Origin of the sequence: Microbacterium sp. Y-01 (genome assembly GCF_003856715.1) — a bacterium.
GTDB lineage: Bacteria > Actinomycetota > Actinomycetes > Actinomycetales > Microbacteriaceae > Microbacterium > Microbacterium algeriense.
Genome location: NZ_CP024170.1, coordinates 526,104 through 548,724 on the forward strand (window position 1 = coordinate 526,104; position 22,621 = coordinate 548,724).

At 68.9% G+C, this 22,621-nt stretch carries 19 protein-coding genes; 12 read left to right on the forward strand and 7 right to left on the reverse strand.

The annotated features are described in order from the left end of the window. The first annotated feature begins 9 nt into the window (after nucleotides 1–9). Both CSX12_RS02485 and CSX12_RS02490 read left to right on the forward strand, forming a co-directional pair. A complete protein-coding gene (locus tag CSX12_RS02485; protein ID WP_124894731.1) occupies nucleotides 10–1,821 on the forward strand; it encodes a beta-galactosidase family protein in 1,812 nt (603 codons plus the stop codon). Between the two features lie 227 nt (nucleotides 1,822–2,048). Then, nucleotides 2,049–7,250 carry an endo-alpha-N-acetylgalactosaminidase family protein gene (locus tag CSX12_RS02490; RefSeq protein ID WP_124894732.1) on the forward strand — a complete coding sequence of 1,734 codons (5,202 nt, stop codon included), beginning with the start codon at nucleotides 2,049–2,051 and terminating at the stop codon, nucleotides 7,248–7,250. Between the two features lie 255 nt (nucleotides 7,251–7,505). Here the strand turns inward: CSX12_RS02490 and CSX12_RS02495 are convergent, their stop codons facing one another. The 4 genes from CSX12_RS02495 to CSX12_RS02510 form a co-directional block, all read right to left on the reverse strand. Continuing rightward, nucleotides 7,506–8,429 (reverse strand): carbohydrate ABC transporter permease, encoded by a 924-nt coding sequence (locus tag CSX12_RS02495; RefSeq protein ID WP_017204293.1) that lies wholly within the window; start codon nucleotides 8,427–8,429, stop codon nucleotides 7,506–7,508. Further along, nucleotides 8,426–9,400, reverse strand: coding sequence for a sugar ABC transporter permease (locus tag CSX12_RS02500; RefSeq protein WP_124894733.1), 975 nt, complete (start codon nucleotides 9,398–9,400; stop codon nucleotides 8,426–8,428). The genes CSX12_RS02495 and CSX12_RS02500 overlap by 4 nt, the downstream gene beginning before the upstream one ends. Nucleotides 9,401–9,490: 90 nt before the next feature. Next, nucleotides 9,491–10,804, reverse strand: coding sequence for an extracellular solute-binding protein (locus CSX12_RS02505; protein ID WP_017204295.1), 1,314 nt, complete (start codon nucleotides 10,802–10,804; stop codon nucleotides 9,491–9,493). Nucleotides 10,805–11,140: 336 nt separating this feature from the next. Further along, nucleotides 11,141–11,326: a DUF3073 domain-containing protein gene (locus CSX12_RS02510; RefSeq protein WP_017204296.1), complete on the reverse strand. Its 186-nt coding sequence runs from the start codon at nucleotides 11,324–11,326 to the stop codon at nucleotides 11,141–11,143. A 151-nt stretch (nucleotides 11,327–11,477) separates the two neighbouring features. Here CSX12_RS02510 and CSX12_RS02515 point away from each other — a divergent pair, with 151 nt between their 5' ends. After that, the gene (locus tag CSX12_RS02515) at nucleotides 11,478–12,020 is read left to right on the forward strand and encodes a universal stress protein (RefSeq protein WP_017204297.1); all 543 of its coding nucleotides are present in this window, start codon (nucleotides 11,478–11,480) and stop codon (nucleotides 12,018–12,020) included. 88 nt (nucleotides 12,021–12,108) lie between these two features. Here the strand turns inward: CSX12_RS02515 and CSX12_RS02520 are convergent, their stop codons facing one another. Together CSX12_RS02520 and CSX12_RS02525 are read right to left on the reverse strand one after the other, a co-directional pair. Beyond that, a complete protein-coding gene (locus tag CSX12_RS02520; protein WP_124894734.1) occupies nucleotides 12,109–12,735 on the reverse strand; it encodes a PadR family transcriptional regulator in 627 nt (208 codons plus the stop codon). Continuing rightward, nucleotides 12,732–13,571, reverse strand: coding sequence for a DUF4097 family beta strand repeat-containing protein (locus CSX12_RS02525; RefSeq protein ID WP_124894735.1), 840 nt, complete (start codon nucleotides 13,569–13,571; stop codon nucleotides 12,732–12,734). Before CSX12_RS02525 ends, CSX12_RS02520 begins: the two co-directional genes overlap by 4 nt. A 234-nt stretch (nucleotides 13,572–13,805) precedes the next feature. On the opposite strand from CSX12_RS02525, the gene CSX12_RS02530 reads away from it, so the two are divergent. The 3 genes from CSX12_RS02530 (at nucleotide 13,806) to CSX12_RS02540 (ending at nucleotide 15,946) form a co-directional block, all read left to right on the forward strand. After that, a complete protein-coding gene (locus CSX12_RS02530; RefSeq protein WP_124894736.1) occupies nucleotides 13,806–14,627 on the forward strand; it encodes a MerR family transcriptional regulator in 822 nt (273 codons plus the stop codon). Between the two features lie 142 nt (nucleotides 14,628–14,769). Continuing rightward, nucleotides 14,770–15,141 carry a hypothetical protein gene (locus tag CSX12_RS02535; protein WP_241160547.1) on the forward strand — a complete coding sequence of 124 codons (372 nt, stop codon included), beginning with the start codon at nucleotides 14,770–14,772 and terminating at the stop codon, nucleotides 15,139–15,141. 4 nt (nucleotides 15,142–15,145) lie between these two features. Further along, nucleotides 15,146–15,946, forward strand: a complete 801-nt coding sequence (locus tag CSX12_RS02540; RefSeq protein WP_124894737.1) for a nitroreductase family protein — start codon at nucleotides 15,146–15,148, stop codon at nucleotides 15,944–15,946. Between the two features lie 17 nt (nucleotides 15,947–15,963). On the opposite strand, the gene CSX12_RS02545 is transcribed toward CSX12_RS02540, so the two are convergent. Continuing rightward, a complete protein-coding gene (locus CSX12_RS02545) occupies nucleotides 15,964–17,490 on the reverse strand; it encodes an FAD-dependent oxidoreductase (protein WP_124894738.1) in 1,527 nt (508 codons plus the stop codon). Between the two features lie 86 nt (nucleotides 17,491–17,576). On the opposite strand from CSX12_RS02545, the gene CSX12_RS02550 reads away from it, so the two are divergent. From CSX12_RS02550 to CSX12_RS02575, 6 genes are all read left to right on the forward strand, one after another. Continuing rightward, nucleotides 17,577–17,951 carry a CrcB family protein gene (locus CSX12_RS02550; RefSeq protein WP_241160548.1) on the forward strand — a complete coding sequence of 125 codons (375 nt, stop codon included), beginning with the start codon at nucleotides 17,577–17,579 and terminating at the stop codon, nucleotides 17,949–17,951. Then, on the forward strand, nucleotides 17,948–18,307 hold the full coding sequence (locus CSX12_RS02555; protein WP_124894740.1) for a CrcB family protein: 360 nt from the start codon (nucleotides 17,948–17,950) through the stop codon (nucleotides 18,305–18,307). Before CSX12_RS02550 ends, CSX12_RS02555 begins: the two co-directional genes overlap by 4 nt. A 112-nt stretch (nucleotides 18,308–18,419) precedes the next feature. Further along, complete coding sequence (locus CSX12_RS02560) at nucleotides 18,420–19,688, forward strand: sugar ABC transporter substrate-binding protein (RefSeq protein ID WP_124894741.1); 1,269 nt, start codon at nucleotides 18,420–18,422, stop codon at nucleotides 19,686–19,688. Nucleotides 19,689–19,692: 4 nt separating this feature from the next. Further along, nucleotides 19,693–20,652 (forward strand): sugar ABC transporter permease, encoded by a 960-nt coding sequence (locus CSX12_RS02565; protein WP_124894742.1) that lies wholly within the window; start codon nucleotides 19,693–19,695, stop codon nucleotides 20,650–20,652. Further along, nucleotides 20,645–21,532 carry a carbohydrate ABC transporter permease gene (locus CSX12_RS02570; RefSeq protein WP_017204308.1) on the forward strand — a complete coding sequence of 296 codons (888 nt, stop codon included), beginning with the start codon at nucleotides 20,645–20,647 and terminating at the stop codon, nucleotides 21,530–21,532. The genes CSX12_RS02565 and CSX12_RS02570 overlap by 8 nt, the downstream gene beginning before the upstream one ends. Nucleotides 21,533–21,535: 3 nt before the next feature. Next, the gene (locus CSX12_RS02575) at nucleotides 21,536–22,591 is read left to right on the forward strand and encodes a LacI family DNA-binding transcriptional regulator (RefSeq protein ID WP_124894743.1); all 1,056 of its coding nucleotides are present in this window, start codon (nucleotides 21,536–21,538) and stop codon (nucleotides 22,589–22,591) included. Nucleotides 22,592–22,621: the final 30 nt, after the last annotated feature.

The window sequence follows — 22,621 nt, forward strand, 5'->3', positions numbered from 1 at the left end:
TGGAGCGCTATGCCTGACCTTCTCGCCTCGGCTCACGACGGCTCTTCCCTCGCTGTCGTCGCCCCGGCCTCCGCGGCGCCGATCGGCGCGCCGGCCCTGTCCTGGCGCGACGGGGAGATCCTTCGCGACGGCGTCGCTCATCGCATCCTCGCGGGCTCCATCCACTACTTCCGCGTGCACCCCGACCTCTGGGAGGACCGGCTCCGGCGACTCGCGGCGATGGGCGCGAACACGGTCGACACCTACGTCGCCTGGAACTTCCACGAGCGCGTCGAGGGTGACATCCGCTTCGATGGATGGCGCGATGTCGAGCGGTTCATCCGGCTCGCCGGGGAGGTCGGACTCGACGTCTTCCTGCGTCCCAGCCCGTACATCTGCGCGGAATGGTCGAACGGCGGGATCCCCTTCTGGGTGTCCGGTCGGGTGGCCGCCCTCCGCACCAGCGATGCCGACTTCCTCGCCGCGGTCGATGCGTGGTACGACGAGCTCATCCCGCGACTCGTCCCGCTCCAGGCGTCGCACGGGGGACCGATCGTCGCGATCCAGGTCGAGAACGAGTACGGCTCGTTCGGCAGCGATGCGGCGTACCTGGCCCACCTGAGCGAGGGACTGCGTCGACGCGGCATGGTGGAGATGCTCACGACCGCCGACGGCATCACCCCCGACATGATCGCGCACGGCAGTGTCCCCGGGGCGATGACGACGTTCACCTTCGGAACCGGCGTCCCCGTCGCCGCCGCTCTGCGTCGCGAGGGCGAGGCTCTGATGTGCAGCGAACTGTGGGGCGGCTGGTTCGATCACTGGGGCGAGCGGCATCACGTCCGTTCCGCCGACAGCATGGGCGGCACCGTCCGCGAGCTGCTCGACGAGGGCGGTTCGGTCAGCCTGTACATGGCGCACGGCGGCACGAACTTCGGGCTGTGGAACGGCGCCAATCACGACGAGGTGCTGCAGCCGACGGTCACGAGCTACGACTCGGATGCGCCGATCGGGGAGGACGGCACGCTGGGCGAGAAGTTCCATGCGCTGCGTGCGCTGTTCGCGCCCTTCCATTCCGGAGAGCTCCCGCCCGTGCCGCCGCAGCCCCGACGTCAGCGTGCTGCTTCGACCGCGCTGGAGCCCGTGGCCTCGCTGCTCGATGTCGTCCGCGCGACCCCTGCCGTCGGAGAGCCGTCGCCTCGGCCGCTGACCTTCGAGCAGCTCGGCGCGGAGGACGGGCTGGTGGCCTACGAGGCCGAGGTGTCCTTCCCGGAGGACGCGACGCTCACGGTCGACGGCCTGCACGATCGCGCCGTCGTCTTTCTCGACGACCGGCGCCTCGGCGTGCTCGAACGAGACGGTCAGACGACCCTCGCTCTTCCCGTCGAGGGCGGCGGCGGGCGGCTCACGCTCCTGGTGGAGAGCCTCGGGCGCATCAACTACGGCCCGTACACCGGTGAAGGCAAGGGCATCATGGGCGGCGTGATGATCGGACGGCGCTTCGTGAACGGCTGGACGCATCGCGCCATCCCCCAGACGGCTCCTGACCTCGTCGGAGCGGGCGGAGACGACGGCGCCGCCGTCGCGTCGTTCGACATCGCCGAGCCGCTCGACGCGTGGCTCGCCTTCCCCGACGGCAGCAAGGGCATGGTCTGGCTGAACGGCTTCCTGCTCGGGCGCTATTGGAGCGTCGGCCCGCAGGAGACGCTGTACGGCCCGGCGCCGCTGTGGCGCGAGGGGCGGAACGAGGTCGTGGTGCTCGACACCGACGGGCTCGGCTCGCGGGTCGAGATCCGCGAGCGTCCCTCGTTCGGGGAGACCGAGGAGTTCATCGGCTCCTGAGGCTGTCCCGTCCAGAGCCGCTCCGCACATGGTGCGCGAGCGGCTCCGGCGTCTCCGCGGGCATGACCTTCGGCCAATGTTTGCGCTTCCGCGCACCGATCTCTTGTCTTAAGCGACTGTCTCGCTCTACGGTGATAGCGCAAACATCGATTCTTATCGATGACACCCACCTGCGGCGCATCGGGGCGTCCCCTCTCCCGACCGTCGCTCCGATCGAGAGGCAAGACGTGTCGAAATCCCCCCGACCGCCCCGGACGGCGGTCGCTGTCAGCTCCCTGCTGGCGACGGCCCTCGCCTTCGGCGGCGTGCTCGTCCAGGCGCCGGCGGCGCAGGCAGCCGAACTGATCCCCGTTCCCAAGGCGGACTACCGCCTGCACGCGGTGTCGAGCGAGTCCGACCCGTGGCCGGCGCCACCAGCGCTCGACGGTACGGCTCTCGGCGCCTTCGACGGCGACTTCACCACGCAATGGACCTCGAGGTACGCGGCCAGCGCGCCGTTCCCGCACTGGATCGCCGTCGACCTGCAGCGGTCGCTCTCGGTGAAGGCCCTCGACTACTCCGTCAAGCGCGGACAGAGCGTGGCGGCGAAGACCGTGGAGGTCTACGTCACCGACGATGCGGAGGCCGCTCGCACGTCACCGGCCGACGGCGGCTGGGGATCCGCAGCCGCGACAGCGACTCTGCATGCGCCCACTGCCGACGGCGAGAAGCAGCGCATCGAACTCGGCACCGCGAAGGACGGCCGCTTCGTCGCCCTCCTGATCATCGACGCACAGGGAACCACCGGCGGAGGAGCCGGCGAGATCGAGATCCTGTCCGATGAACAGCTGCCTCCGATCGTCACGGAGCCGGAGAATCCCGGCCCCGGAGAGACGGTGGACACGGTCGAGATCGCGAACGGCGGCACGACCGCCGTGGTCGCCACCGGGTTCCCGCAGATCACCGGCTACCGGATCGGGACGGAGAGCATCGACGGACAGCGCACGTCCGCGAAGACGTGGGCGGTGAACGGCAAGGCCTACGCGGCCACGACCACGTCGACGCCGTCTGCGACGGGCATCGACTACGTCTCCCAGCTGACCGGCATCGATGTCACGGTGCGGAGCAGCATCCGTGTGGCGGAAGACGGCACGGTGGGCTTCGAGGTCACTGCCATCGAGGGAACGGCCGTCGTCAATACGCTCGGCCTTCCGGACAACGCGTTCCTCTCCGGATCGGCCGGTGCCGGCGCCGTGCTCGACCGCACGGTGATCAGCCCCGACAGCACCAAGAACGCCGACGAGCACATCGCCGTGAACGCCGCGACGCCGACGGGCCAGAAGGGGGCGGCCTTCGCCTTCCTCGGCACCGGCGCCCTCGTCGGCAGCGTCATCACCAACGCGACGACGCAGGCCTCCGGCGGCACAGCCTCCTGGAACACCCGTCTGACGACGCGGGTGACGGAGGCGGCGGGGCGGACGGCCGAGATCGGATCCAGCGCCTGGCTCATCCACCCCACGGCCGCCGTCGACAGCCGGGTCACGACCTACGCGCTTCCGCGGGTGACCGTGCTGTTCGCCGCCGACCGCAACGGCGACGCCGAGGTCGACTGGCAGGACGCTGCGATCCGGTACCGCGAGGTCGACACTCCGCGGCTCGGTGCCGACCGGGTCGCGGAGCGCGTCGTCAGCAGGATCCCGTTCAACTTCGCCTCCAGTGCGACGAACTACTTCGACCTCACGCTGGACAACACCAAACGCATCGCGAACCAGACCGACGGTCTCGGGCAGTGGGTGCTCAACAAGGGGTTCGGCAGCGAGGGCCACGACTCGGCGAACACCGACTACGGCGGGAACTACAACGAGCGTGCCGGCGGACTCGCCGACCTCAACACCCTCGTCGACGAGGGCGCGAAGCTCAACGCCGACATGAGCGTGCACGTCAACGCCACGGAGATCTACCCCCAGGCGAACGCGTTCGACTCCGCGATCCTCGACGGCACGGCGCCCTACAAGCCGGGCTGGAACTGGCTCGACCAGTCGTACTACATCAACCAGCAGACGGATCTCGGAACGGGGCGGGTCCTGGACCGCTTCCAGCAGCTGCGCGACGAGGTGCCCGGCCTCAGCGGCGTCTACATCGACGTGTACTACTCCAACGGCTGGGTCGCGGAGGAGCTCGCGGACGAGCTCAATGCCATGGATCTCGAGGTCGCGACCGAGTGGGGCGACAAGTTCGTCGACAGCACGGTCTGGTCCCACTGGCCGAATGATCTGGGCTACGGCGGCGTTACCAACAAGGGCATCAACTCCACCATGGTCCGCTTCATCCAGAACGGGCAGGCCGACGTCTGGAACGACGACGCCCTGCTCGGCCAGCAGCGCCTGGTCGACGCCGAGGGCTGGGTCGGCAACCGAAACTGGGACGGTTTCGTCGACAACATCTGGACGCAGAGCCTGCCGACCAAGTTCCTGCAGCACTTCGACCTGTTGACGTATGACGCAGGTGCGCAGGCGACGTTCACGGATGACGTGGCGGTGCGCATCGACGGCGACACCAGGGTCGTCACGATGGACGGCGCGACCGTGCTGCGCGGCGACTCCTACCTGCTCCCGTGGCAGTCGCTCGCGTCGAATCAGGACTCCGGCTCGCCCGTCGACGCGGACAAGATGTACTTCTACAGCGCGTCCGGTGGGGAGAAGACCTTCGACCTCACGGCGGCGTTCCAGGGGAACACGGCTTTCGACGTGTTCGAACTCGGTGATCAGGGGCGAGTGAAGGTCGGCACGGTCGACGCCGTGAACGGCACGCTCACCGTCCAGGGCGAGCAGGGCACCGCGTACGTGGTCGTTCCGCAGGGTGGAGCGCAGCGCGCGGCCGTCGAATACCACGATGCGGGCCTCGACGATCCCGGCTTCAACGCAGGCTCGCTGGATGTGTGGCATCCGCAGGGTGATGTGACGCTCGAGCGCACCGACGTGGGCGCCGCGAAGAACGAGTCCCGGGGCGACAACATCGCCGTCCTCGGAGCCTCCGCCTCCTCGATATCCCAGACGGTGACCGGGCTCACGCCGGGACAGCGGTACGCGTTCTCGGCGCAGGTGCAGATCGATCCGACCGCCACGCGTGACGTCACCGTCGCGGTCGACACCGGCGCCGGCGTAGTCGACCGAACGTGGAACCTCTCGCCGACGTACAACTACATGCGCGCCGACTCCAAGGCCGGGCAGTACTACCAGCGCGGCGCGGTGTCCTTCCTCGCCCCCGCGTCGGGCGAGGTGAGCGTGTCCGTCGCGGCGGCGGCCGGAGAGGCGAAGGTGCGGGTCGACAACGCCCGCGTCTCCGCCGACACCACGGCGCCGTTCGCGGCAGGAACGGTGTACTCGAACGACTTCGAGGGCAACGCGGCGGGCTGGGGGCCGTTCGTGAAGGGCGACGCCAACGGCATCGACGATCCGCGCACGAGCATCTCCCGGCGACACGACCCCTACACGAGCAGCGACTGGCGCAACACGGCGAAGCCGTATGACGCCGGCGCCCTCGCCGGGATGGCCGTCGACACGACGTTGAACGGCGAGCACTCGCTGATGTCGCACTCCGAGAACAGCGGCGTCGTCTACCGCACCGACCCGACGCTCGTCTCGTTGCAGCCCGGGCACACCTATCGGATCGGATTCGACTACCAGGTCGGCGCGAGCGGCGCCTACCGCTGGCTCACCGGCACGGACGCGGTCGCGGGCGGGAAGGTCACCACGACCACGCTCAGTCGCACCGGCCTCACGCAGGCGCTGCAGACGACGGAGTTCTCCCAGGACGTGATCGTCGGATGCGGCGACTACACCTGGGTGGGACTCGAGCGGGTGGGTGGTCCGGACGTGGACTTCGTGCTCGACGACTTCACGGTCACCGACCTCGGCGAGACGCCAGGAGGAACGCCCTGCGCGACGGTGTCCGGCGAGGCCGCCGTGCTCAGCCCCGGCACGCAGACCGCTTTCACCACGACCTTCACCAACAGCGAGTCGATCGCCGTGGACAACATCGGCGTGCAGCTCGAGGTGCCCGAAGGCTACGTGGTCGAGGTCGCCGATGACTCATCGAACCTGTTCGACGAGGTCGCGGCCGGCGACAGCGTGGAGACCACCTGGCTGGTCACGGCGCCCGCGGACGCCGCAGGTACGACGGTCGGCATCGGGATCGCGGCGACGTATCTCGCGGACTGCGATGTGCGCACGGTCGGGACGACGCAGGAGGTGTCGGTGTCTTCGCGGGCCCGCATCCCCAACGCGCAGATCACCGCGACGGCGAGCTCGGAGGAGACCTCGGGCGAAGACGGCGCTGCCGCGAACATGCTCGACGGCAACGCCGGCACGTTCTGGCACAGCCGGTGGAGCTCGGCGGCCACCTCGTACCCGCACGTGCTGACGTTCGACCTCGGTGCTGCCGAGCAGGTCGACGGCATCTCGTACCTGCGCCGAGGTGCGAACCAGAACGGGCCCATCAAGGGATACGAGGTCGCGGTGTCGACGGACGGACAGGCGTACACACCCGTCGCCTCGGGGGAGTGGAAGAACGTGGCCGAGTGGCAGGACGTGGACTTCGCGGAGACCACGGCTCGCTACATCCGCGTGACGGCGCTCTCTTCGCTCTCGGGGACACAGTTCGCCGCGGTCGCCGAGATGGCCGTCTACGGCTCCTCCGCACCGCGGGCCGGACACGCTCCGGCGACCCGTCCTGCGGATGACCTGAGCGCGTGCAACCCGGTGATCGACCCGAAGCTCGGGCTCGACACCGACACGGTGCGTGCCGGAGAGACGGTGGGCATGGCGCTCACGGGCTTCGCGCCGCGGTCGACGGTGTCGGTCTGGCTCGACGGCACCAGACTGACGGATGCCACGGTCGATGCGGAGGGCGCGTTGACGACGCGGCTGCTGATCCCCGCGAACGCCGAGGTCGGGAAGCACAGGGTCATCGTGCGGGATGCGGCAGGCGCCGAACTCGCAAGCGCACCGTTGAAGGTCAAGAAGGCGAAGCCGGGGAAGAAGGCGACCGTCACGGCCTCCATCAGCTCGGTCGTCGCGGGATCGAGCGTGACCGTGCAGCTGAGCGGCTTCGAGGCCGATGCGCTGGTGCAGCTGTGGCTGCACTCCGAGCCCGTGCGGATCGGCGAGGTGACCGTGTCAGCAGAAGGCGACGCGGTCGCGACCGTCACGATCCCGGCGTCGACTCCGGCCGGCGCGCACGCGCTCGTCGCGACCGATGCCCAGGGTGTCGAGCTGGCTCGGGGTGACCTCGCCGTCACGGCTGCGACGGGCAGCGGCAGTGGCGGCAGCGGGGGAAGCCTCGCGACGACGGGTGCCGACGGGGCGATCTGGACCGGTGCGGCTCTCACGGCGCTGCTCACGATGGGCCTCGGCCTGACCCTGTGGCTGCGGAGGCGTCGCCTGAGCTGACCAGCTGGCGCACGAACGGCCCGGAGGCATCCCGCCTCCGGGCCTTTCGTGTGCCGCTCCCTCCCCGTCGAGTGCACGGCTTCTCGTCGAGCGCACGGCTTCTCCACGTGGATGTCCCGTGCGTTCGCGGGCTTCCCGTGCACTCGTCATGCCCGCGCGCGGGATTTGCGAGGCTCCTGCAACGCAGAAGTCCGCCCTCGGCAGGGGCCGAGGGCGGACACGTGGGGTGGGTGGGGGGTGGGGAGAGCGGGGAGGTCAGCCCTTGACGGCGCCGGCGGCGAGGCCGGAACGCCAGTACTTCTGCAGAGTGAAGAAGAGCAGGACGAGGGGGATGACGCCCAGCAGCGCTCCGAGCATGACGGCGCCCTTGTCCGGGGAGAAGTAGCTCACCATGCCGTAGAGGCCGAGGGTGACGGGCTTCAGATCCTGACTCGAGATCATCATCAGCGGGAGGAGGAAGTTGTTCCACGTCGCGACGAAGATGAACAGGAAGATCGTCACCATCGCCGGGCCGAGAAGCCGCAGCACGATCGTGAAGAAGATCCTCGCCTCCCCCGCTCCGTCGATGCGGGCAGCTTCCAGCAGTTCGGTCGGCACCGACGACTGCGCGTAGACCATGCCGAGGAACACACCGAACGGAGACACCGCCGAGGGGATGATGATCGCCCAGATCGTGTTCGTCAGTCCGAGGGCGTGGAACTCGATGTACAGCGGCACGGTCAGCAGCGCGACGGGGAGCAGGAGTCCGGCCATGATCACCCCCACCGCGATGCGCTTGCCCGGAAAGGCGAACTTCGCGATCGCATAGCCGGCCATGACAGCGAACAGGGTGCCGATCACGCCGGCGCTCACGGAGTACAGCATCGAGTTGCCGACCCACCGCCAGAACAGCCCCTGCGTCCAGCTCATCAGGCTGTCGTAGTTGGTGTCGAGGTTCCAGTCCGCGAACCAGAAGCCGAAGGTCGAGGTGAGGTCGGCGTTGTTCTTCGTCGCCGCGACGATGAGCCAGTACACCGGGACCAGGAAATACAGCGTGGCGACGACGAGCGCGATGATGCCGAACGCGCGAGCCGCTGGTCCCGGAGCGATCGAGGGCGGCGGAGCGTCCGCATCGCGGGGGCGTCGCGGTCGACGCACGGATGCGGGTGGGGCTGTGGTGACGAGGCGCGTGGTGGTCATGCGTCGCCCTTCCGGCGCTGCAGCAGCGCGTACACGATCGCGAGCACTCCCGCGATCAGAGCCATGAGCAGGGAGTAGGCGGACGCCGGGCCGCTGCCGGAGGGCGAGAGCTCGCCCATCATCGTGTTGTAGGTGAGCATCATGGGCGTGAAGTCCTTGCCCATCCACGAGTTCGCCGCCTGCAGGACCACGGGCTCGTTGAACAGCTGGATCGTGCCGATGATGGACAGCAGCACGGCGAGCAGAGCGGCACCGCGCACGAGCGGCACCTTGATGCGCATCGCGATCTGGAAGCCGGATGCTCCGTCCAGGCGCGCCGCCTCGTACAGGTCGCGCGGCACGGCCTGCAGCGCCGAGAGGAAGATGAGCATGTTGTAGCCCGTGTAGGTCCACGTGGTCATGTTCGCCATCGAGAACAGGATGGTCCCCGGCGCCATGAAGTCCGTCCCCTCGGGGAGGTAGGGGAGGAAGGGCGACACCTCCGGCGTGTAGAGATAGAGCCACATCATCGCGGCGATGATCCCCGGCACGGCGTACGGCAGGAAGAAGGAGAGCCGGAACAGGGTCGGTCGACGCACGATGAACGAGTCCAGCAGCAGAGCGAGCGCGAGCGCGGCGATGATCATGACCGGGATCTGCAGGGCGGCGTAGAGGATGACCCGACCCATGCCGGTCCAGAAGGCTCCGTTCGTCGCGGCCGTGACGAAGTTCTCGAGGCCGACGAAGGTGTCGACCAGCTCGCCGCCCCCGTAAAGCCCCCCACCGGAGGGGACCTGCGCGAAGAACGCCGACCGCACGGAGACGATGATCGGCACCAGGAAGACGACGAGGAACAGCAGGGCGAACGGCGTCATGAACAGCCAGCCCGTCAGGCCCTCGCGTCGTGTGCCGAAGCCGCGTCGGCGCGCGGGGGCTGAGGGAGTGCGGGGTGCCGGAGCCGGTGTCGTCCGCGTCTCGGTCACTGTGACCATGGTGTCGCCTCTCGATCTCGAGACGACGGCGGAGTGCACGATTGCGCGTGCACTCCGCCGTCGATCATCCGATGATGCCTTCTCGGTCGCTCACTCCGCGACCGGGAGGCCGAGGTCCTTCAGCGACGCGACGGCCGTGTCCTGCGCGGTGGTGAAGATGTCCGCGACCTTTGCCGTGCCGGCCACGGCGGCCGCGGCGGTCTCGTTCATCTTCGAGAGGGTCGAGAAGCCGGGCGCGTACGGGAAGTCCGGGTTCAGGTTCTCGGTCGCGGTGGCGAGCTCGGCGAGGACGTCCTGTCCGCCGAACTGGCGCAGCATCTTCTCCGGGGTCTCGACGCTGCCCTTCGCGGCGACGACGAGGCCCTGCGACGCGAGGTCGTCGACCTGCGTATTGAACCAGTCGTTGAACTCCATGGCCTCCGCCGGGTGCTCGCAGCCCTTCATGACCGAGACGCCGGAGCCGCCGTCGGGGCCGCTCATCGCGCCGGCTCCGAAGTCGGGGAGCTGGGCGACGCGCCACTGGCCCTCGGCGGGAGTGCCGTCGAGCGAGTCGAGGAGGAAGCCGGCCTCCCATGCGGCGCCGATGTGGCCGATGAGGCTGCCGTCGTTCAGTGCGGCGGTGAAGCCTTCGCCCCAGCGCTCGGTCGCCAGGGTCTGCTTGCTGTCGAGCAGGCCCTGCCAGAATGCGGCGACACGCTCGGAGCCCGCGCCCTGGGCGTCGACCTTCCATTCGTCGCCGGCGGTGCTGAACCAGGTGTCGCCGGCCGCTGCCGACTGGCCGGCGAGCCAGTTCTGTGCCTCGTCGGACGTGAAGGCGGTGACGTACTTGCCGGCCGCGGTGGCCGTGGCCGAGTCGGCCGTCAGATCGTCGAGCGTCTTCGGAGCGTCGAGCCCGAGCGCCGTGAACTCGGCCTCGTTGTAGAAGTACACCAGGGGGCCGGTGTCCTGGGGGAGGCCCACGATGGCGTCGCCGACCTTCATCGCGCTGAACGCTCCGGCCGAGAAGTCGTCCTCGTACTTCGTGGCTTCGTCGGCCACGTCCTGCAGCAGCCCCTTGACGAACAGCTGCGGCACCTCGGAGTATCCCGTCTGCGCGAGGCAGGGGCCGTTGCCGGCCTTCACGTCGGTCTCGAGCTTCAGGATCATGTCGCTCGACTTGCCGTCGAACTTCGTCGCCTTCACCTGGATGTCGGGGTGATCGGCGTTCCAGCGGGCGACGATCTCGGAGGTGGGCGTCATGCCCTCGCCGTCGGGGAGGCGGTGCAGGTACTCGATCGTGACGGGTTCGCCGTCGGCGGAGCCGCCACCGGAGTCGCCGGACGAGCAGGCTGCGAGGCCGAAGGCCGACACCGCGCCGACAGCGACGATCGCGGCGGTGCGGGTGAAGCGAGGGGTGATTGCCATGCTGTTCTCCTCTTTGAGGTCATGTTCTTCGGACCGCCCGGTGCGGGGGCTGACGCCGGAGCGTCGTCGATCACATGCACATCAAATCAGAAAATGTTTGCGCTCACAAGCGCTGGAGCACCACGAAATTGGGGGATCTTCTGGAATGCTGGAGAGCGCTGACATTCGCGCTCCGACGACCTGGCGCGGTGACGCTCTGCGCGCGTGCGTCGCCGGGGCGCGATTCGCCAGGGCGGGCCGGCGCGCCCTGCGTTCCGCTCGCGGCCGGAACGGAAACCGCGTGCAGACACGAAGAAACACCCGCACAGCGTGCGGGTGTTTCTTCCAGATCGGCTGTCAGGCCTTCTCTAGTTCGTCCTCGTCTTCGTCGGCATAGTCGTCCGCCCACTTGTCGACGTAAGCGTCTTCGTCCGTCGGGTGAGCCAGCTCGCGCTCGAGCGCGGAGTAGTTCACCGACGGACTGTACGCCTTGAGTTCGCGGGCGATCTTGGTGTGTTTCGCCTTCTGACGGCCACGGCCCATGCGCGAGACCCCCTCACGAGTCAAGCCGCGGGCGGATGAGGCCCGGGGCATTATTCACGACACCGGCTCGAGGCCGGTAAGAGTAGCATTCAGAATAGCACGCGGGTAAGACCCTCTGGCTGACGCCAGGCTGGTGAAGGGAACGATCTTCATGACCGACAGCACCTCCACTCCCTCCGAAGAGGCCGCACAGAACGCGGCGCTGCAGCGGGCCGTCATCGTCGGCATGCAGCTTGATCAGGACCCGCATGTGATCCACGAGGCCGTGCGCTACGCGCGACTGCTCGGCGCGCCCCTCGTGATCGCGCACGTCGACGTGACGCGGTTCGTCACCTACGAGGACCCCGACGGCTACGTGCACTCCGCTCCCATCGACATCAACTTCGACGCGGGTGCGGCCGAGTTCGAGGCCGTGGAGGCCGCGGCGGCGAAGATGCTCGCGGGGACGGATGTCACCTGGACGGCGCGACAGCTGGTCGGAGACCCGGCGCTCGCCATCAAGCAGCTCGCCAACAAGCTCGACGCGCAGCTGATCGTGGTCGGCACGCGTAAACGCGGCATCGGCGAGTCGATCAGGGAGTTCTTCACCGGCTCCGTCGCCGCGCGGCTCGCGCATCGACAGCATCGCTCGATCCTCGTCGTCCCGCTCGGAGAGTCCGTTCCGGACGAGCAGAAGGAGATCTGGCCCGAGTAGCACTCGCCCGTCGGCCTCCCTTCCCGTGGCAGAAGGTGCCGGTGACCCTCGCGGGTACCGACACCTTCTGCGACGGGAGCGGCTCGGGTCAGTGGCCGGGTGAGCTCAGGGCGACCGTCACACCCCGCGCAGCCTCGTCGAGCGCGGACTCGAGGTCCGTCACCACGGAAGCGGGCAGCGATCCGCCCTTCGCGACATGCGTGCGCAGGTCGGTGCGCACACGGGCACGGAACGCGTTGATGATCGCGTCCGCCCGATGCATCTCCTCGCGGCTCAGGAGCCGGGAGTCGTCGGATGCCGTGCGGGGGCGGCTCTTCGCCGCGGTCCGGTCGTCCTTCTCCGCAGCGGCGAGATCCGCCCGAAGGCTCTTCATCGCGTCCTGGACGCTCTGGCGCACCTCCGTCGCGATCAGTCGCACCGAATCCGTGAGACCAGCCTCGATGCCGGCGAGGTCGTTCTCCCGCGCGGCCAGTTCCGTGCGCCCGGCCTCCGTGATCGCGTAGATCGTGGTGCGACCGTCGACGGTCTTGGTGACCAGGCCGTCCTCCTCGAGCTTCGCGAGCCGGGGGTAGATGGTGCCGGCGCTGGGGGTGTACGTGCCGCCCGTGCGATCGGTCAGCGACTGGATGATGCCGTAGCCGTGCTGGGGCGACTCGGCGAGCAGGGACAGCAGGTACAGGCGCAGGTCGCCGTGGGAGAAGACTGCGGGGCTCATGCTTCCCACTCCGCGTCGTCCTCGATGGATGCCGGGGTGCGGCGGAGCACCGTGACCCCGCCGGAGACGGAGTTCGCGCGCAGATCGACGAAGCGTCCCGCGAGCTCGCCCGTCGTCCCGGTGAAGTTGCTGGGGCCGGAGGAGCTGCGCTCCACGCCGTCGATCAGGAGGCGTCCGCTGAGCGTGCGGATCACGTAGTTCGCCGCGAGCGACTCGTCGAGACGGACGGTGGTTCCGCCGGAGACCGAGTTCACGGTGATCGTGTTCACATCGCCCGCGGCGTCGACAAGGGTGGCTCCCGAGACGATGTCGATCGTGGCCTTGCGCACGGCACCCGTGACGGCCACGTCGCCCGAGACGCTGTTCGCGCTGATCGAGCCGGTGAGGCCGCGCACCTGCACGTCTCCCGAGACGGAGTTCACCGTCAGGTCGCCGATGAGCGTGTCGACGATGATGTCACCCGACACGGTGTTGAGGCGTGTGTCGTTGCGGAGTCCGGACACGAGCGCGCCGGCGCTGACGACGCCGAGGTTCAGGGCGACGGACCGCGGGACGGCGACGCTCACCTCGGCACGGGGGCCGCCGGATCCGAAGTTCCGGAACACCTCGAGGAAGTTGTCCCATCCCAGCTGCGGGTGGTCGATCTCCACCTCGCCGTCGTGGGCTTCGATGCGGAGGTCTTTGGTGGTGACGCCGTGCACCTCGATGCGGATGCCCGGTTCGTCGTGGGCGATGACATCGACCTGCCCGCCGACCAGACCCACTTTGAGGCGGGTGACGGACTCGATGTCGATGACGCGTTCTTCGCCGGGGGCGATGAGCCACTTCTCGGTCATGTGCTTCTCCTGGTTTCGAGGGTCACGATATATCGTGTTCTCCGACGATAACACGATATATCTCGTCTGTGTCAACCCCATCCCCGTTCCCGTCGCGATATTCCAGCCATAGGCGGGGCTTTTGGCTGGAATATCGCGACCGGAGCGGCCTGATGTTCGAGCTTGACCTTGACGCAACGTCAACAAATAGAGTCGGCGGTAGAGAGAAGCAGAGGTCAGGGAAGGGAGGCAGGAATGAGACGGGACTGGTCGATCCAGGAGATCGCACGACTCGCGGGCACCACGAGCAGGACGCTGCGTCACTACGACGACATCGGACTGCTGCCGCCCTCGCGCATCGCGCACAACGGCTACCGGCACTACGACAGCGCGGCGCTCGTGCGCCTGCAGCGGATCCTGCTACTGCGGGAGCTCGGACTCGGACTGACCCAGATCGCCGACGTCCTCGGCCCGCCGACCGACTCGGTCACGCAGGGTGCAGAGCAGCGCGAGGCGAGAGCACTCGAAACGCATCTCGCGCTGCTGCGCGAGGAACAGACCCGGCTGGCGCGGCAGATCGCGTCGGTCGAGACCACCATCACAGCACTGAGAGGAGGTGAGAACCTCATGGCAGAGAACATGTTCGACGGCTTCGACCACACCCGGCATCGGGAGGAGGTGGAGGAGCGTTGGGGCGCGAAGGCCTACGCCGACAGCGACAGCTGGTGGCGCGGGATGACCGACGCCGAGCGAGCGGACTGGCAGCAGCGCGTGTCCGACCTCGGGCGAGACTGGGTCGCAGCCGCGGAGAGCGGCATCGACCCTGCGTCGACCGAGGCGCAGGAGCTCGCGCGACGCCACGTCGAGTGGCTGACCGGCATCCCGGGCACCCCTGCGGCCGCCGCTCGGCAGGCGCAGGGTCCGGACGCATCGGTCAAGGCGTACGTCGTCGGACTCGGCGAGATGTACGTCGCTGATCCGCGCTTCGGCGCCAACTACGCCACGTCGTCCGGTGGGACGCACGGGGCGGAGTTCGTCCGCGACGCCCTCCGCGTGTATGCGGAGGGAAACCTCTGAGCCGACCCCGCTCCGGTCGCGATATGCCAGCCATCGGCGCCGATTTGGCTGTCATATCGCGACCGGAACCGGGGTGGTACCGAACCGGCGGGCGGGGCGCAAGGGGGGCGATCGGGGGGTGGGCGAGGCGTAGGGTCGGGGCATGGCTCACGGACACCGGCGCATGGACGCAGCGCCGCTGTTCGTCGCCGCGGCCACCGCTTATGGAGCGAACTGCGCTCTCGGCGCAGCCGTCGCCGCCCGGGTCGTGGACACCCGGAACTTCCGGTGGCTGCATCACCTGCTGTACATCGCCACGTGCCTCACGACCGCTGTGGCGCTGAGCGCCGGCCTCTGGGGGTCGCCGCGCCGACCGAGCCGCCGCGCCGCACTCGCGCTCCTGCCCGCCGCCGCACCCCTCGCCGCGATCCCGTACCTCGGCACGCACACGCGCCGCCATCCGCTCGTCGCCCTCGCGGCGGCGCCCTTCGTCCTCGCGGGACTCGTGCTCTCGCGCTCCGCCGACCGGAAGTGAACACATGGAACTGCTCGACGCCATCCGCCGCCGCAAGACCACGAACGGCGCCTTCCTGCCCGACCCGGTCTCCGAGGAGCATCAGCGCATCCTCCTGGAAGCGGCCGGTCGCGCGCCGTCGCAGCTGAACAGCCAGCCGTGGCGGTTCGTCGTGATCGAGAGCCGCGACACGATCGACGAGATCGCGCGCATCTCCGGCGAGAGCATGACCGAGGCGATGTCGAACGGCACGTTCTTCGAGCGGTACAAGCCGTACTTCCGCTTCAGCGAGGCGGAGATGGAGGAGAAGCGCAGCGGCATGCTGTTCGACAAGCTCCCCGCACCGCTTCGGCCGTTCACGTCGCAGGTCTTCACCAAACGCGGCCAGGCCCTGATGAACACCTTCGGGGTGCCCAAGACGCTGGGGTCGGAGAACCGGAAGCTCGTCGCCGGATCGCCGCTGCTGCTGGGCGTCATGCTCGACCGCAGCGAGTACCGACCGGGGCAGCTGTCGTCGTTCTACTCCGTGTTCAGCATGGGCGCGGCCATGGAGAACGTGTGGCTCACGACGGTCGAGCTGGGCATGGGCATCCAGTTCATCTCGTTCCCGATGGAGGCGCCGGGGCGCTGGGACGAGATCGTGCGGCTGCTGCGGGTGCCGGATGACCTCGAGCTCATGGCCGTGTACCGACTCGGATACCTGCCGCCGGAGCAGAGGCGCCCCGCGATCGACTGGTCGAGCAGCCAGCGCAAGCTCGTCTCGCAGTACGTGTTCCGCGAGGACTGCGACGCCCCGCAGCAGGGCTGGGACGAGCCGCTCCGCTAGCGCGCGGCGTCTAGGTCTCACCCCTCGGCGACGCGAGGGATCTCATCCAGATCGCGGAGCGCGGGGCCCTCGATCCTGGTGCCGTCCGCTGCGAAGCGGGAGGCGTGCAGCGGGCAGTCCCACGTGCATTCGGCGTCGTTCCAGTCGAGCACGCCGCCGAGGTGGGTGCAGACGGCGCTGACCGCGCGCGTGACCCCGTCGACGGTGGAGATCGCGACCGGGCGACCGCCGCGGTTGGCGACGACGCCCTCGCCCTCGTCGGGCTGCGGGACGGGGACCGGCCGGCTCTCCGCCTCGACCCAGCCCTTCGTCGCCGCCGCTGCGACCTTGCCGCCCTCCACGGCCCCGCGAGCGAGGTCGGCGGGGACCGTGAGGCGCGTGCCGATGCGGATCATCCACGACGGCCGCTCGCTCCGTCGCGTGCCGATGATCTCCTCGGTGAGGCGCAGGGCCGCGGCGGGCGCGTTCGACAGCCCCCACTTGGCGTACCCGGTCGCGAGCCGGATGTGCCCGAGCCCGCGGGGCAGTGCGCCGACGAAGGGGATCAGGTTGTGGGACTGGTAGTCCTGCGCGGACCAGCGGTGTGTCTCCTCCGCGTCGGGGAAGTGCAGGCGCGTCCAGGAGATGAGGTCCTCGATCGCGGCGGTCTCGCCGTCCGAGCGGCCCACCGGGTGGCCGTTGCCGCCCACGACCAGCTGCGCCGTGCCCCCGGGGCCGTCGGCGGTGGAGACCGGCCGGATCGAGCGGGTCGGACTGTCGGCCGAGATGAAGGTGCCATCCGGGACGCCTCCGGAGACCTGGAAGGAGACGCAGTAGGACCGCATCCCCTGCACTTTGGAGAAGTAGAGTCCGCGATCGAGGATCGGGGTCCCCGTGGCGAGCACGATGTGCTCGGCGAACATCGGCCCCGCCGTGGTCTCGACCCGCGGGTCGGGCAGGGCGTGCGCGCCGGTGACGCGGATGCCGGTGTGCAGCGTTCCGCCGCTCGCAAGGAGCTCCGCTGCCAGGGCATGTGCCACGGCCACGGGGTCGATCGTCACCTGGTCGTCGAGAGCCACGGCGCCGGCGGCCGGGAAGGGCGTCGAGAGCTCGTGCTGGTGGAGCAGCCGTGTCGACAGTCCGGCCTCGCGGGCGGCGGCGTGCTGGTCGTTGACGGCGGTCATGCCGTCCGCCCCCTGCGCATACGTGTGGTCGGTGCGCCGGGTGTACGGGACGCCGGCCGAGTCGGCGAATCCGAGGAGCCAGTCCATGCCGGCGCGGTTGGCGTCGACATACGCCTGCACGAGCGATGCCGAATGATGCCGGCGGATCGTGGCGAGCTGCTTGCCCTGCAGGAGAGAGAGCTTGCCGGTGTTGCCGCCGGATGCGAGCTCGGCGACCTCACCGGATTCGATCACCGCGACGTCCAGGCCGGCACGGGCGAGCATCACTGCCGTGGACAGGCCGGTGAGCCCTGCGCCGACGATCACGACGTCGTGTCGGGTACCGGGGTCGAACGGGGATCCGGCTGGCAGAGTCTGGTCGAGCTTCCACAGAGGCCTCATGGCAGCAGTCAACGGCGGGTGGTGCGGCGACTCCACGGCCTTGACATCGCGTCGCTCGGCTGTCAGGCGCGACTACAGTGGCGAACGTGAAAGTCCGCCGCCTGCTCCTGGTCGCCCTCGGCGGTACGGTCGGCACCGCGGCACGACTCGGCCTGAGCCTCGCGCTTCCCGACGGTGGAGGCTTCCCGGTCGCCGTGCTGCTCGCCAACATCGTCGGCGCCTTCCTGATCGGGGTGCTCGCGGCACGACTTCCGGCAGCGACAGACCTGCGGCTGCTGCTCGGGACCGGCGTGCTGGGAGGGTTCACGACCTACAGCGCCTTCATGACGGGCACGCTCGCGCTGTGGACGCACGCGCCGCTGCTCGCCTTCGCGTATGCCGCCGGCAGCCTCGTGCTGGGTCTCGCCGCTGCAGCGCTGGGACTCCGCCTCGGCAGACCGCGGGCACGGAGGGCGGCATGAGCCCCCTGCTCTTCCTCGGGACGGCGCTCGCCGGAGGAGTCGGAGCGGTGCTGCGGTACCTCGTCGATTTGGGCATCGCCCGGCTCGCGGGCCGTCGCTTCCCGTGGGGCATCCTCCTGGTGAATCTCAGCGGCTCGTTCGCGCTCGGACTCGTCACCGCCGCACTGCCCGGGGCCGCGGTCCTTCTGGGCGCGGGGCTGCTGGGCGGGTACACGACCTTCAGCACGGCCATGCTCGACGCGGTGGCGCTGTGGCGCGACGGCGAGCGACCGGCGGCGGCGTTCGACGCGGTGGGGATGCTGCTGCTCGGCCTGCTCGCGGCAGGGCTCGGGCTGGCTCTCGGCTCCATTCTGTAATCGAGGGTTGCGGTGCTCGTGCGCCTCCGGGTACTCTCCTTGCTAATCGTTTAACGCTAAACGGTTAACACGTCCGGTCCCCGCTGTTCCGCACCTGTCGAAGGAGACATCGATGCCCCGCACGACCCGCCGCGCCCTGGGCGCCCTCGCCGCATCCGCGGTCGCCGTCCTCGCCCTCAGCGCCTGCTCCTCCGGGTCGGCCGGTGCCGAATCCGGCGGAGACGTCACTCTGAGCTACGCCATCTGGGACGAGAACCAGAAGCCCGCGATGGAGGACATCGCCGCCGCGTTCACCAAGGAGCACCCGAACGTCACGATCGACATCCAGGTGACCCCGTACAAGGAGTACTTCACCAAGCTGCAGACCGCCGCGACGGGTGGCTCCGCGGCGGACGTCTTCTGGATGAACGGCCCGAACTTCCAGCTCTACGCCTCGAACGGACAGCTCGCACCGCTCGATGACGGCAGCATCGACGCCGGCGACTACCCGGAGGGTCTGATCGACCTCTACACCTACGACGGCGAGCTGTACGGAGCGCCGAAGGACTTCGACACCGTCGCGCTCTGGTACAACAAGACGCTGTTCGACGCGGCCGGTGTGGAGTATCCCTCCGCCGACTGGACGTGGGAGGACTTCACGGCCGCAGCGGCGAAGCTCACCGACCCCGCGAAGGGGCAGTTCGGCGTGGCCGCCAGCCAGTACGGCCAGGAGAACTTCTACAACTCGATCGCGCAGGCCGGCGGCGAGGTGATCTCCGCCGACGGCACGAAGAGCGGCTACGGGTCGCCGGAGGCGCTCGCCGGCATCGAGCTGTGGACCGACCTGATCGCCGCGGGGTCCTCGCCCACGGCGCAGCAGATGACCGACACGAACCCCGAGGACTTCTTCCTCTCCGGCAAGGTCGCCATGTTCCAGAACGGATCGTGGGCGGCCATCGCCTATGCGGACAACGCCGACATCGGCGGCAGCGTCGACGTCGCTCCGCTTCCCGCCGGAGCGGAGGGCAACCAGAGCGTGATCCACGGCGTCGGCAACGTCGCCAACGCCAAGAGCGCACACCTCGCCGAGGCCAAGCAGTTCGCCGCCTTCGCCTCCGGGGAGCAGGCCGCGAAGATCCAGGCCGAGACCGGCACCGTGATCCCCGCGTTCGACGGGACGCAGCAGGCCTGGGTCGACGCCCTGCCGCAGTACGACCTGCAGGTCTACATCGACGCGCTCGAGAACGCCGTGCCCTACCCGGTGTCGAAGAACACCTCGGCGTGGACGAGCATCGAGAGCGAGGTGCTCTCGCAGGTCTGGTCGGGTGCGGTCTCGCCGAAGGAGGGTCTCCAGGACCTCGCCGCCCAGATGCAGGCGGCCCTGGACGCCGAGCAGGAGTGACCTCATGACCGTCATCGCGCCACGCGCGGTCGAGAGTGCGGAGCGGATGCCGGCGCCCCCGGCATCCGCCCCCCGCCGCCGTCGACGGAGTCCCGGAGCGTCACCCTGGTGGGCACTGGTCTTCCTCGGACCCACGGCGCTGGGCATCGCGGCCTTCTACCTCTGGCCGACCGTCCGCACGCTCATCATCTCGTTCACGAAGTCGGGTCCGTTCGGCGGATCCGAATGGGTGGGCATCGAGAACTACACGCGCCTGTTCCAGGACCCCGAACTGATCGGGGCACTGCGCAACACCGCGATCTACACCGTCATCGCGCTCGTCGGCATCCCGCTCGCGGTCGGTATCGCCGCGCTGCTGAACACCACAGGACTCAAGGGGCGCAGCGCCTACCGCACGCTGTACTTCATCCCCGTCGTCACCATGCCCGCGGCGATCGCGCTGATCTGGCGCATGATCTACAACGGCGACTACGGCGTGCTCAACGCCGCGCTCGCCGCCGTCGGCATCGAGGGGCGCAGCTGGCTCACCGATCCGAACACGGCCTTGATCGCGATCGCCGTCGTCGGCATCTGGGCGGGACTCGGCACGAACATCGTCATCTTCCTCGCCGGGCTCCAGGGCATCCCCGACACGATCATGGAGGCGGCCGACCTGGATGGCGCCGGTCCTGTGCGCAAGTTCTTCTCCATCACGATCCCGCTGCTGTCGCCGTCGATCTTCTTCGTCAGCGTCATCAGCGTGATCGGGGCGCTGCAGGTGTTCGACCTGATCTACATGATGCTCGGACGCAGCAACCCGGCTATGCCGAACACCCGCACCGTCGTCTACCTCTTCTACGAGGCGGGCTTCCTCGACAACGACCGCGGTTACGCGGCTGCCGTCGCCTTCCTGCTGCTGGTGATCATCCTGATCCTCACGATCGTGCAGTTCCGTCTGCAGAAGAAGTGGGTGCACTATGAGTGACGTCTCGCTCGACACGCGCGCCATCGTGGGCGCGAAGCCCGCGCGCTCCGGGGCAGGGAAGCCCAAGAACCGCGGTCTCTGGATCGTGCACCTCGTGCTCCTCGTCGGCGCGGTGCTGATGGTCTTCCCCTTCGTCTGGCAGCTGCTCACCTCGTTCAAGACGCTGTCCGACTCGGTGCAGGTGCCCCCGTCGTTCCTGCCGCGCGAATGGGTGTTCACCAACTTCGCCGAGGTGTTCGACTCGATGCCGTTCGCGCAGATGTTCCTGAACTCGGTGTGGCTCACGGTCGGGCGCACAGTGGGTCAGGTGGTGCTCTGCACCATGGCTGGCTACGCGTTCGCACGCATCCCGTTCCCCGGCCGCAACGCCCTGTTCGTGGTGTTCCTGTCGGTGCTCATGGTGCCGTCGCAGCTCTATCTGCTGCCGCAGTACGAGATCATCCAGTCGCTCGGCTGGCTCAACACGCTGCAGGCGCTCATCGTGCCCGGCATCTTCAGCGCCTTCGGGACCTTCCTGATGCGGCAGTTCTTCATGTCGATGCCCGCCGAGCTCGAGGAGGCCGCTCGCATCGACGGCGCGAATCCGTGGCAGACCTTCTGGCGGATCATGGTTCCGCTCGCGAAGCCTGGCATCATCGCACTTGTGGTGTTCACTGTGCTGTGGTCCTGGAACGATCTGCTCTGGCCGTTGATCGTGACGACCGATCCCGCCAAGATGCCGCTGTCGGTCGGCCTGTCGCAGCTCGTCGGCATCCACGGCACGGACTATCCGGTGCTGATGGCGGGCGCGCTGCTGGCGACGCTGCCCATGCTGGTGACCTTCATGGTGCTGCAGCGACAGTTCATCCAGGGCATCGCGTTCAGCGGATCGAAGGGCTGAGGCATGGCCAAGAGCGAGCATCAGGTGCCGCGTCGTCCGACCCTGAGGATGGTCGCCGAGCGGGCGGGAGTGTCGACGGCGACGGTGTCGTACGTGTTCTCCGGTCGCTCAGGGGCGAACGGGGCCGGCGTCGCCGAAGCCACGGCGGCGCGGGTGATGGCTGCCGCCGAGGAGCTGAACTACCGACCGAACAGCGCGGCGCGGGCGATCCGCACCGGTCGCAGCGGCATGGTGCAGTTGTCGCTGCACATGCTGAGCGACCCCTGGTCCCTGGCCGTGGCCGATGCCGTGAACGCCGAGGCGAACAGGCACGGGCTCACCACGCTGATCCTCGCGGACGGCGACTGGCACGCGGCCCTCGACCGGGTCGAGAGCGACGTGGCCTACCTCGACGGTGTCGGGCTCGACGACGCGGCGCGGAAGGACCTCGCCGACCTCGTACGCCGCGGACAGCGCCTGGTGGTGTTCTCCGAGCATCTGGAACCGGACGGCTTCGACGTCATCCGCTCCGACGCGATCCCCGGTTGCGAGATCGCGATGGATCATCTGCTGGAGCGGCACACCGCGATCGGATGCATCGCCGCGGAGGGGGCCGTGCGCCTCGCCGAGGAGCAGGTGACTCGCTACACGCCGTATGTCGAGAAGCTCGCTGCCGCCGGCATCGTGCCCGAGCCTGCGTGGACGGTGACCTACGCGGACACCCAGGCGAGCGCCTTCACCGCCGCGGTCGAACTGCTGACGGGTGAGAACCGTCCGCACGCCGTGTACGCCACGACCGACTTCGCCGCGATCGCCACCATCAACGCCGCGCACATGCTCGGCCTCCGCGTGCCGCACGACGTCGCGGTGGTGGGCGTCGGCAACACCCCGGACGCCCGCCTGATCGCGCCCACCCTCACGACCGTCGGCCCGACCGACTTCTACGAGCGGCAGGCGCGCATCATCGTCGACCGCGCCCTCGAGACCGACCCGACATCCGGGCGCCTGCACGAGTTCGCATGGACGCTCTTCCCCGGCGGATCCACCGACCTCGACGCCCCCGCACCGCGGGCCCGTTGACCTCGGCATCCCGCACAGACTCATCACACA

Bases quoted from the DNA above. Each gene is read 5' to 3' on its own strand.
- CSX12_RS02485 (WP_124894731.1), top strand. From the start codon at position 10: ATGCCTGACCTTCTCGCCTCGGCTCACGACGGCTCTTCCCTCGCTGTC.
- CSX12_RS02495 (WP_017204293.1), bottom strand. From the start codon at position 8,429: ATGACCACCACGCGCCTCGTCACCACAGCCCCACCCGCATCCGTGCGT.
- CSX12_RS02500 (WP_124894733.1), bottom strand. From the start codon at position 9,400: ATGGTCACAGTGACCGAGACGCGGACGACACCGGCTCCGGCACCCCGC.
- CSX12_RS02505 (WP_017204295.1), bottom strand. From the start codon at position 10,804: ATGGCAATCACCCCTCGCTTCACCCGCACCGCCGCGATCGTCGCTGTC.
- CSX12_RS02510 (WP_017204296.1), bottom strand. From the start codon at position 11,326: ATGGGCCGTGGCCGTCAGAAGGCGAAACACACCAAGATCGCCCGCGAA.
- CSX12_RS02515 (WP_017204297.1), top strand. From the start codon at position 11,478: ATGACCGACAGCACCTCCACTCCCTCCGAAGAGGCCGCACAGAACGCG.
- CSX12_RS02520 (WP_124894734.1), bottom strand. From the start codon at position 12,735: ATGAGCCCCGCAGTCTTCTCCCACGGCGACCTGCGCCTGTACCTGCTG.
- CSX12_RS02525 (WP_124894735.1), bottom strand. From the start codon at position 13,571: ATGACCGAGAAGTGGCTCATCGCCCCCGGCGAAGAACGCGTCATCGAC.
- CSX12_RS02530 (WP_124894736.1), top strand. From the start codon at position 13,806: ATGAGACGGGACTGGTCGATCCAGGAGATCGCACGACTCGCGGGCACC.
- CSX12_RS02535 (WP_241160547.1), top strand. From the start codon at position 14,770: ATGGCTCACGGACACCGGCGCATGGACGCAGCGCCGCTGTTCGTCGCC.
- CSX12_RS02540 (WP_124894737.1), top strand. From the start codon at position 15,146: ATGGAACTGCTCGACGCCATCCGCCGCCGCAAGACCACGAACGGCGCC.
- CSX12_RS02545 (WP_124894738.1), bottom strand. From the start codon at position 17,490: ATGAGGCCTCTGTGGAAGCTCGACCAGACTCTGCCAGCCGGATCCCCG.
- CSX12_RS02555 (WP_124894740.1), top strand. From the start codon at position 17,948: ATGAGCCCCCTGCTCTTCCTCGGGACGGCGCTCGCCGGAGGAGTCGGA.
- CSX12_RS02560 (WP_124894741.1), top strand. From the start codon at position 18,420: ATGCCCCGCACGACCCGCCGCGCCCTGGGCGCCCTCGCCGCATCCGCG.
- CSX12_RS02565 (WP_124894742.1), top strand. From the start codon at position 19,693: ATGACCGTCATCGCGCCACGCGCGGTCGAGAGTGCGGAGCGGATGCCG.
- CSX12_RS02570 (WP_017204308.1), top strand. From the start codon at position 20,645: ATGAGTGACGTCTCGCTCGACACGCGCGCCATCGTGGGCGCGAAGCCC.
- CSX12_RS02575 (WP_124894743.1), top strand. From the start codon at position 21,536: ATGGCCAAGAGCGAGCATCAGGTGCCGCGTCGTCCGACCCTGAGGATG.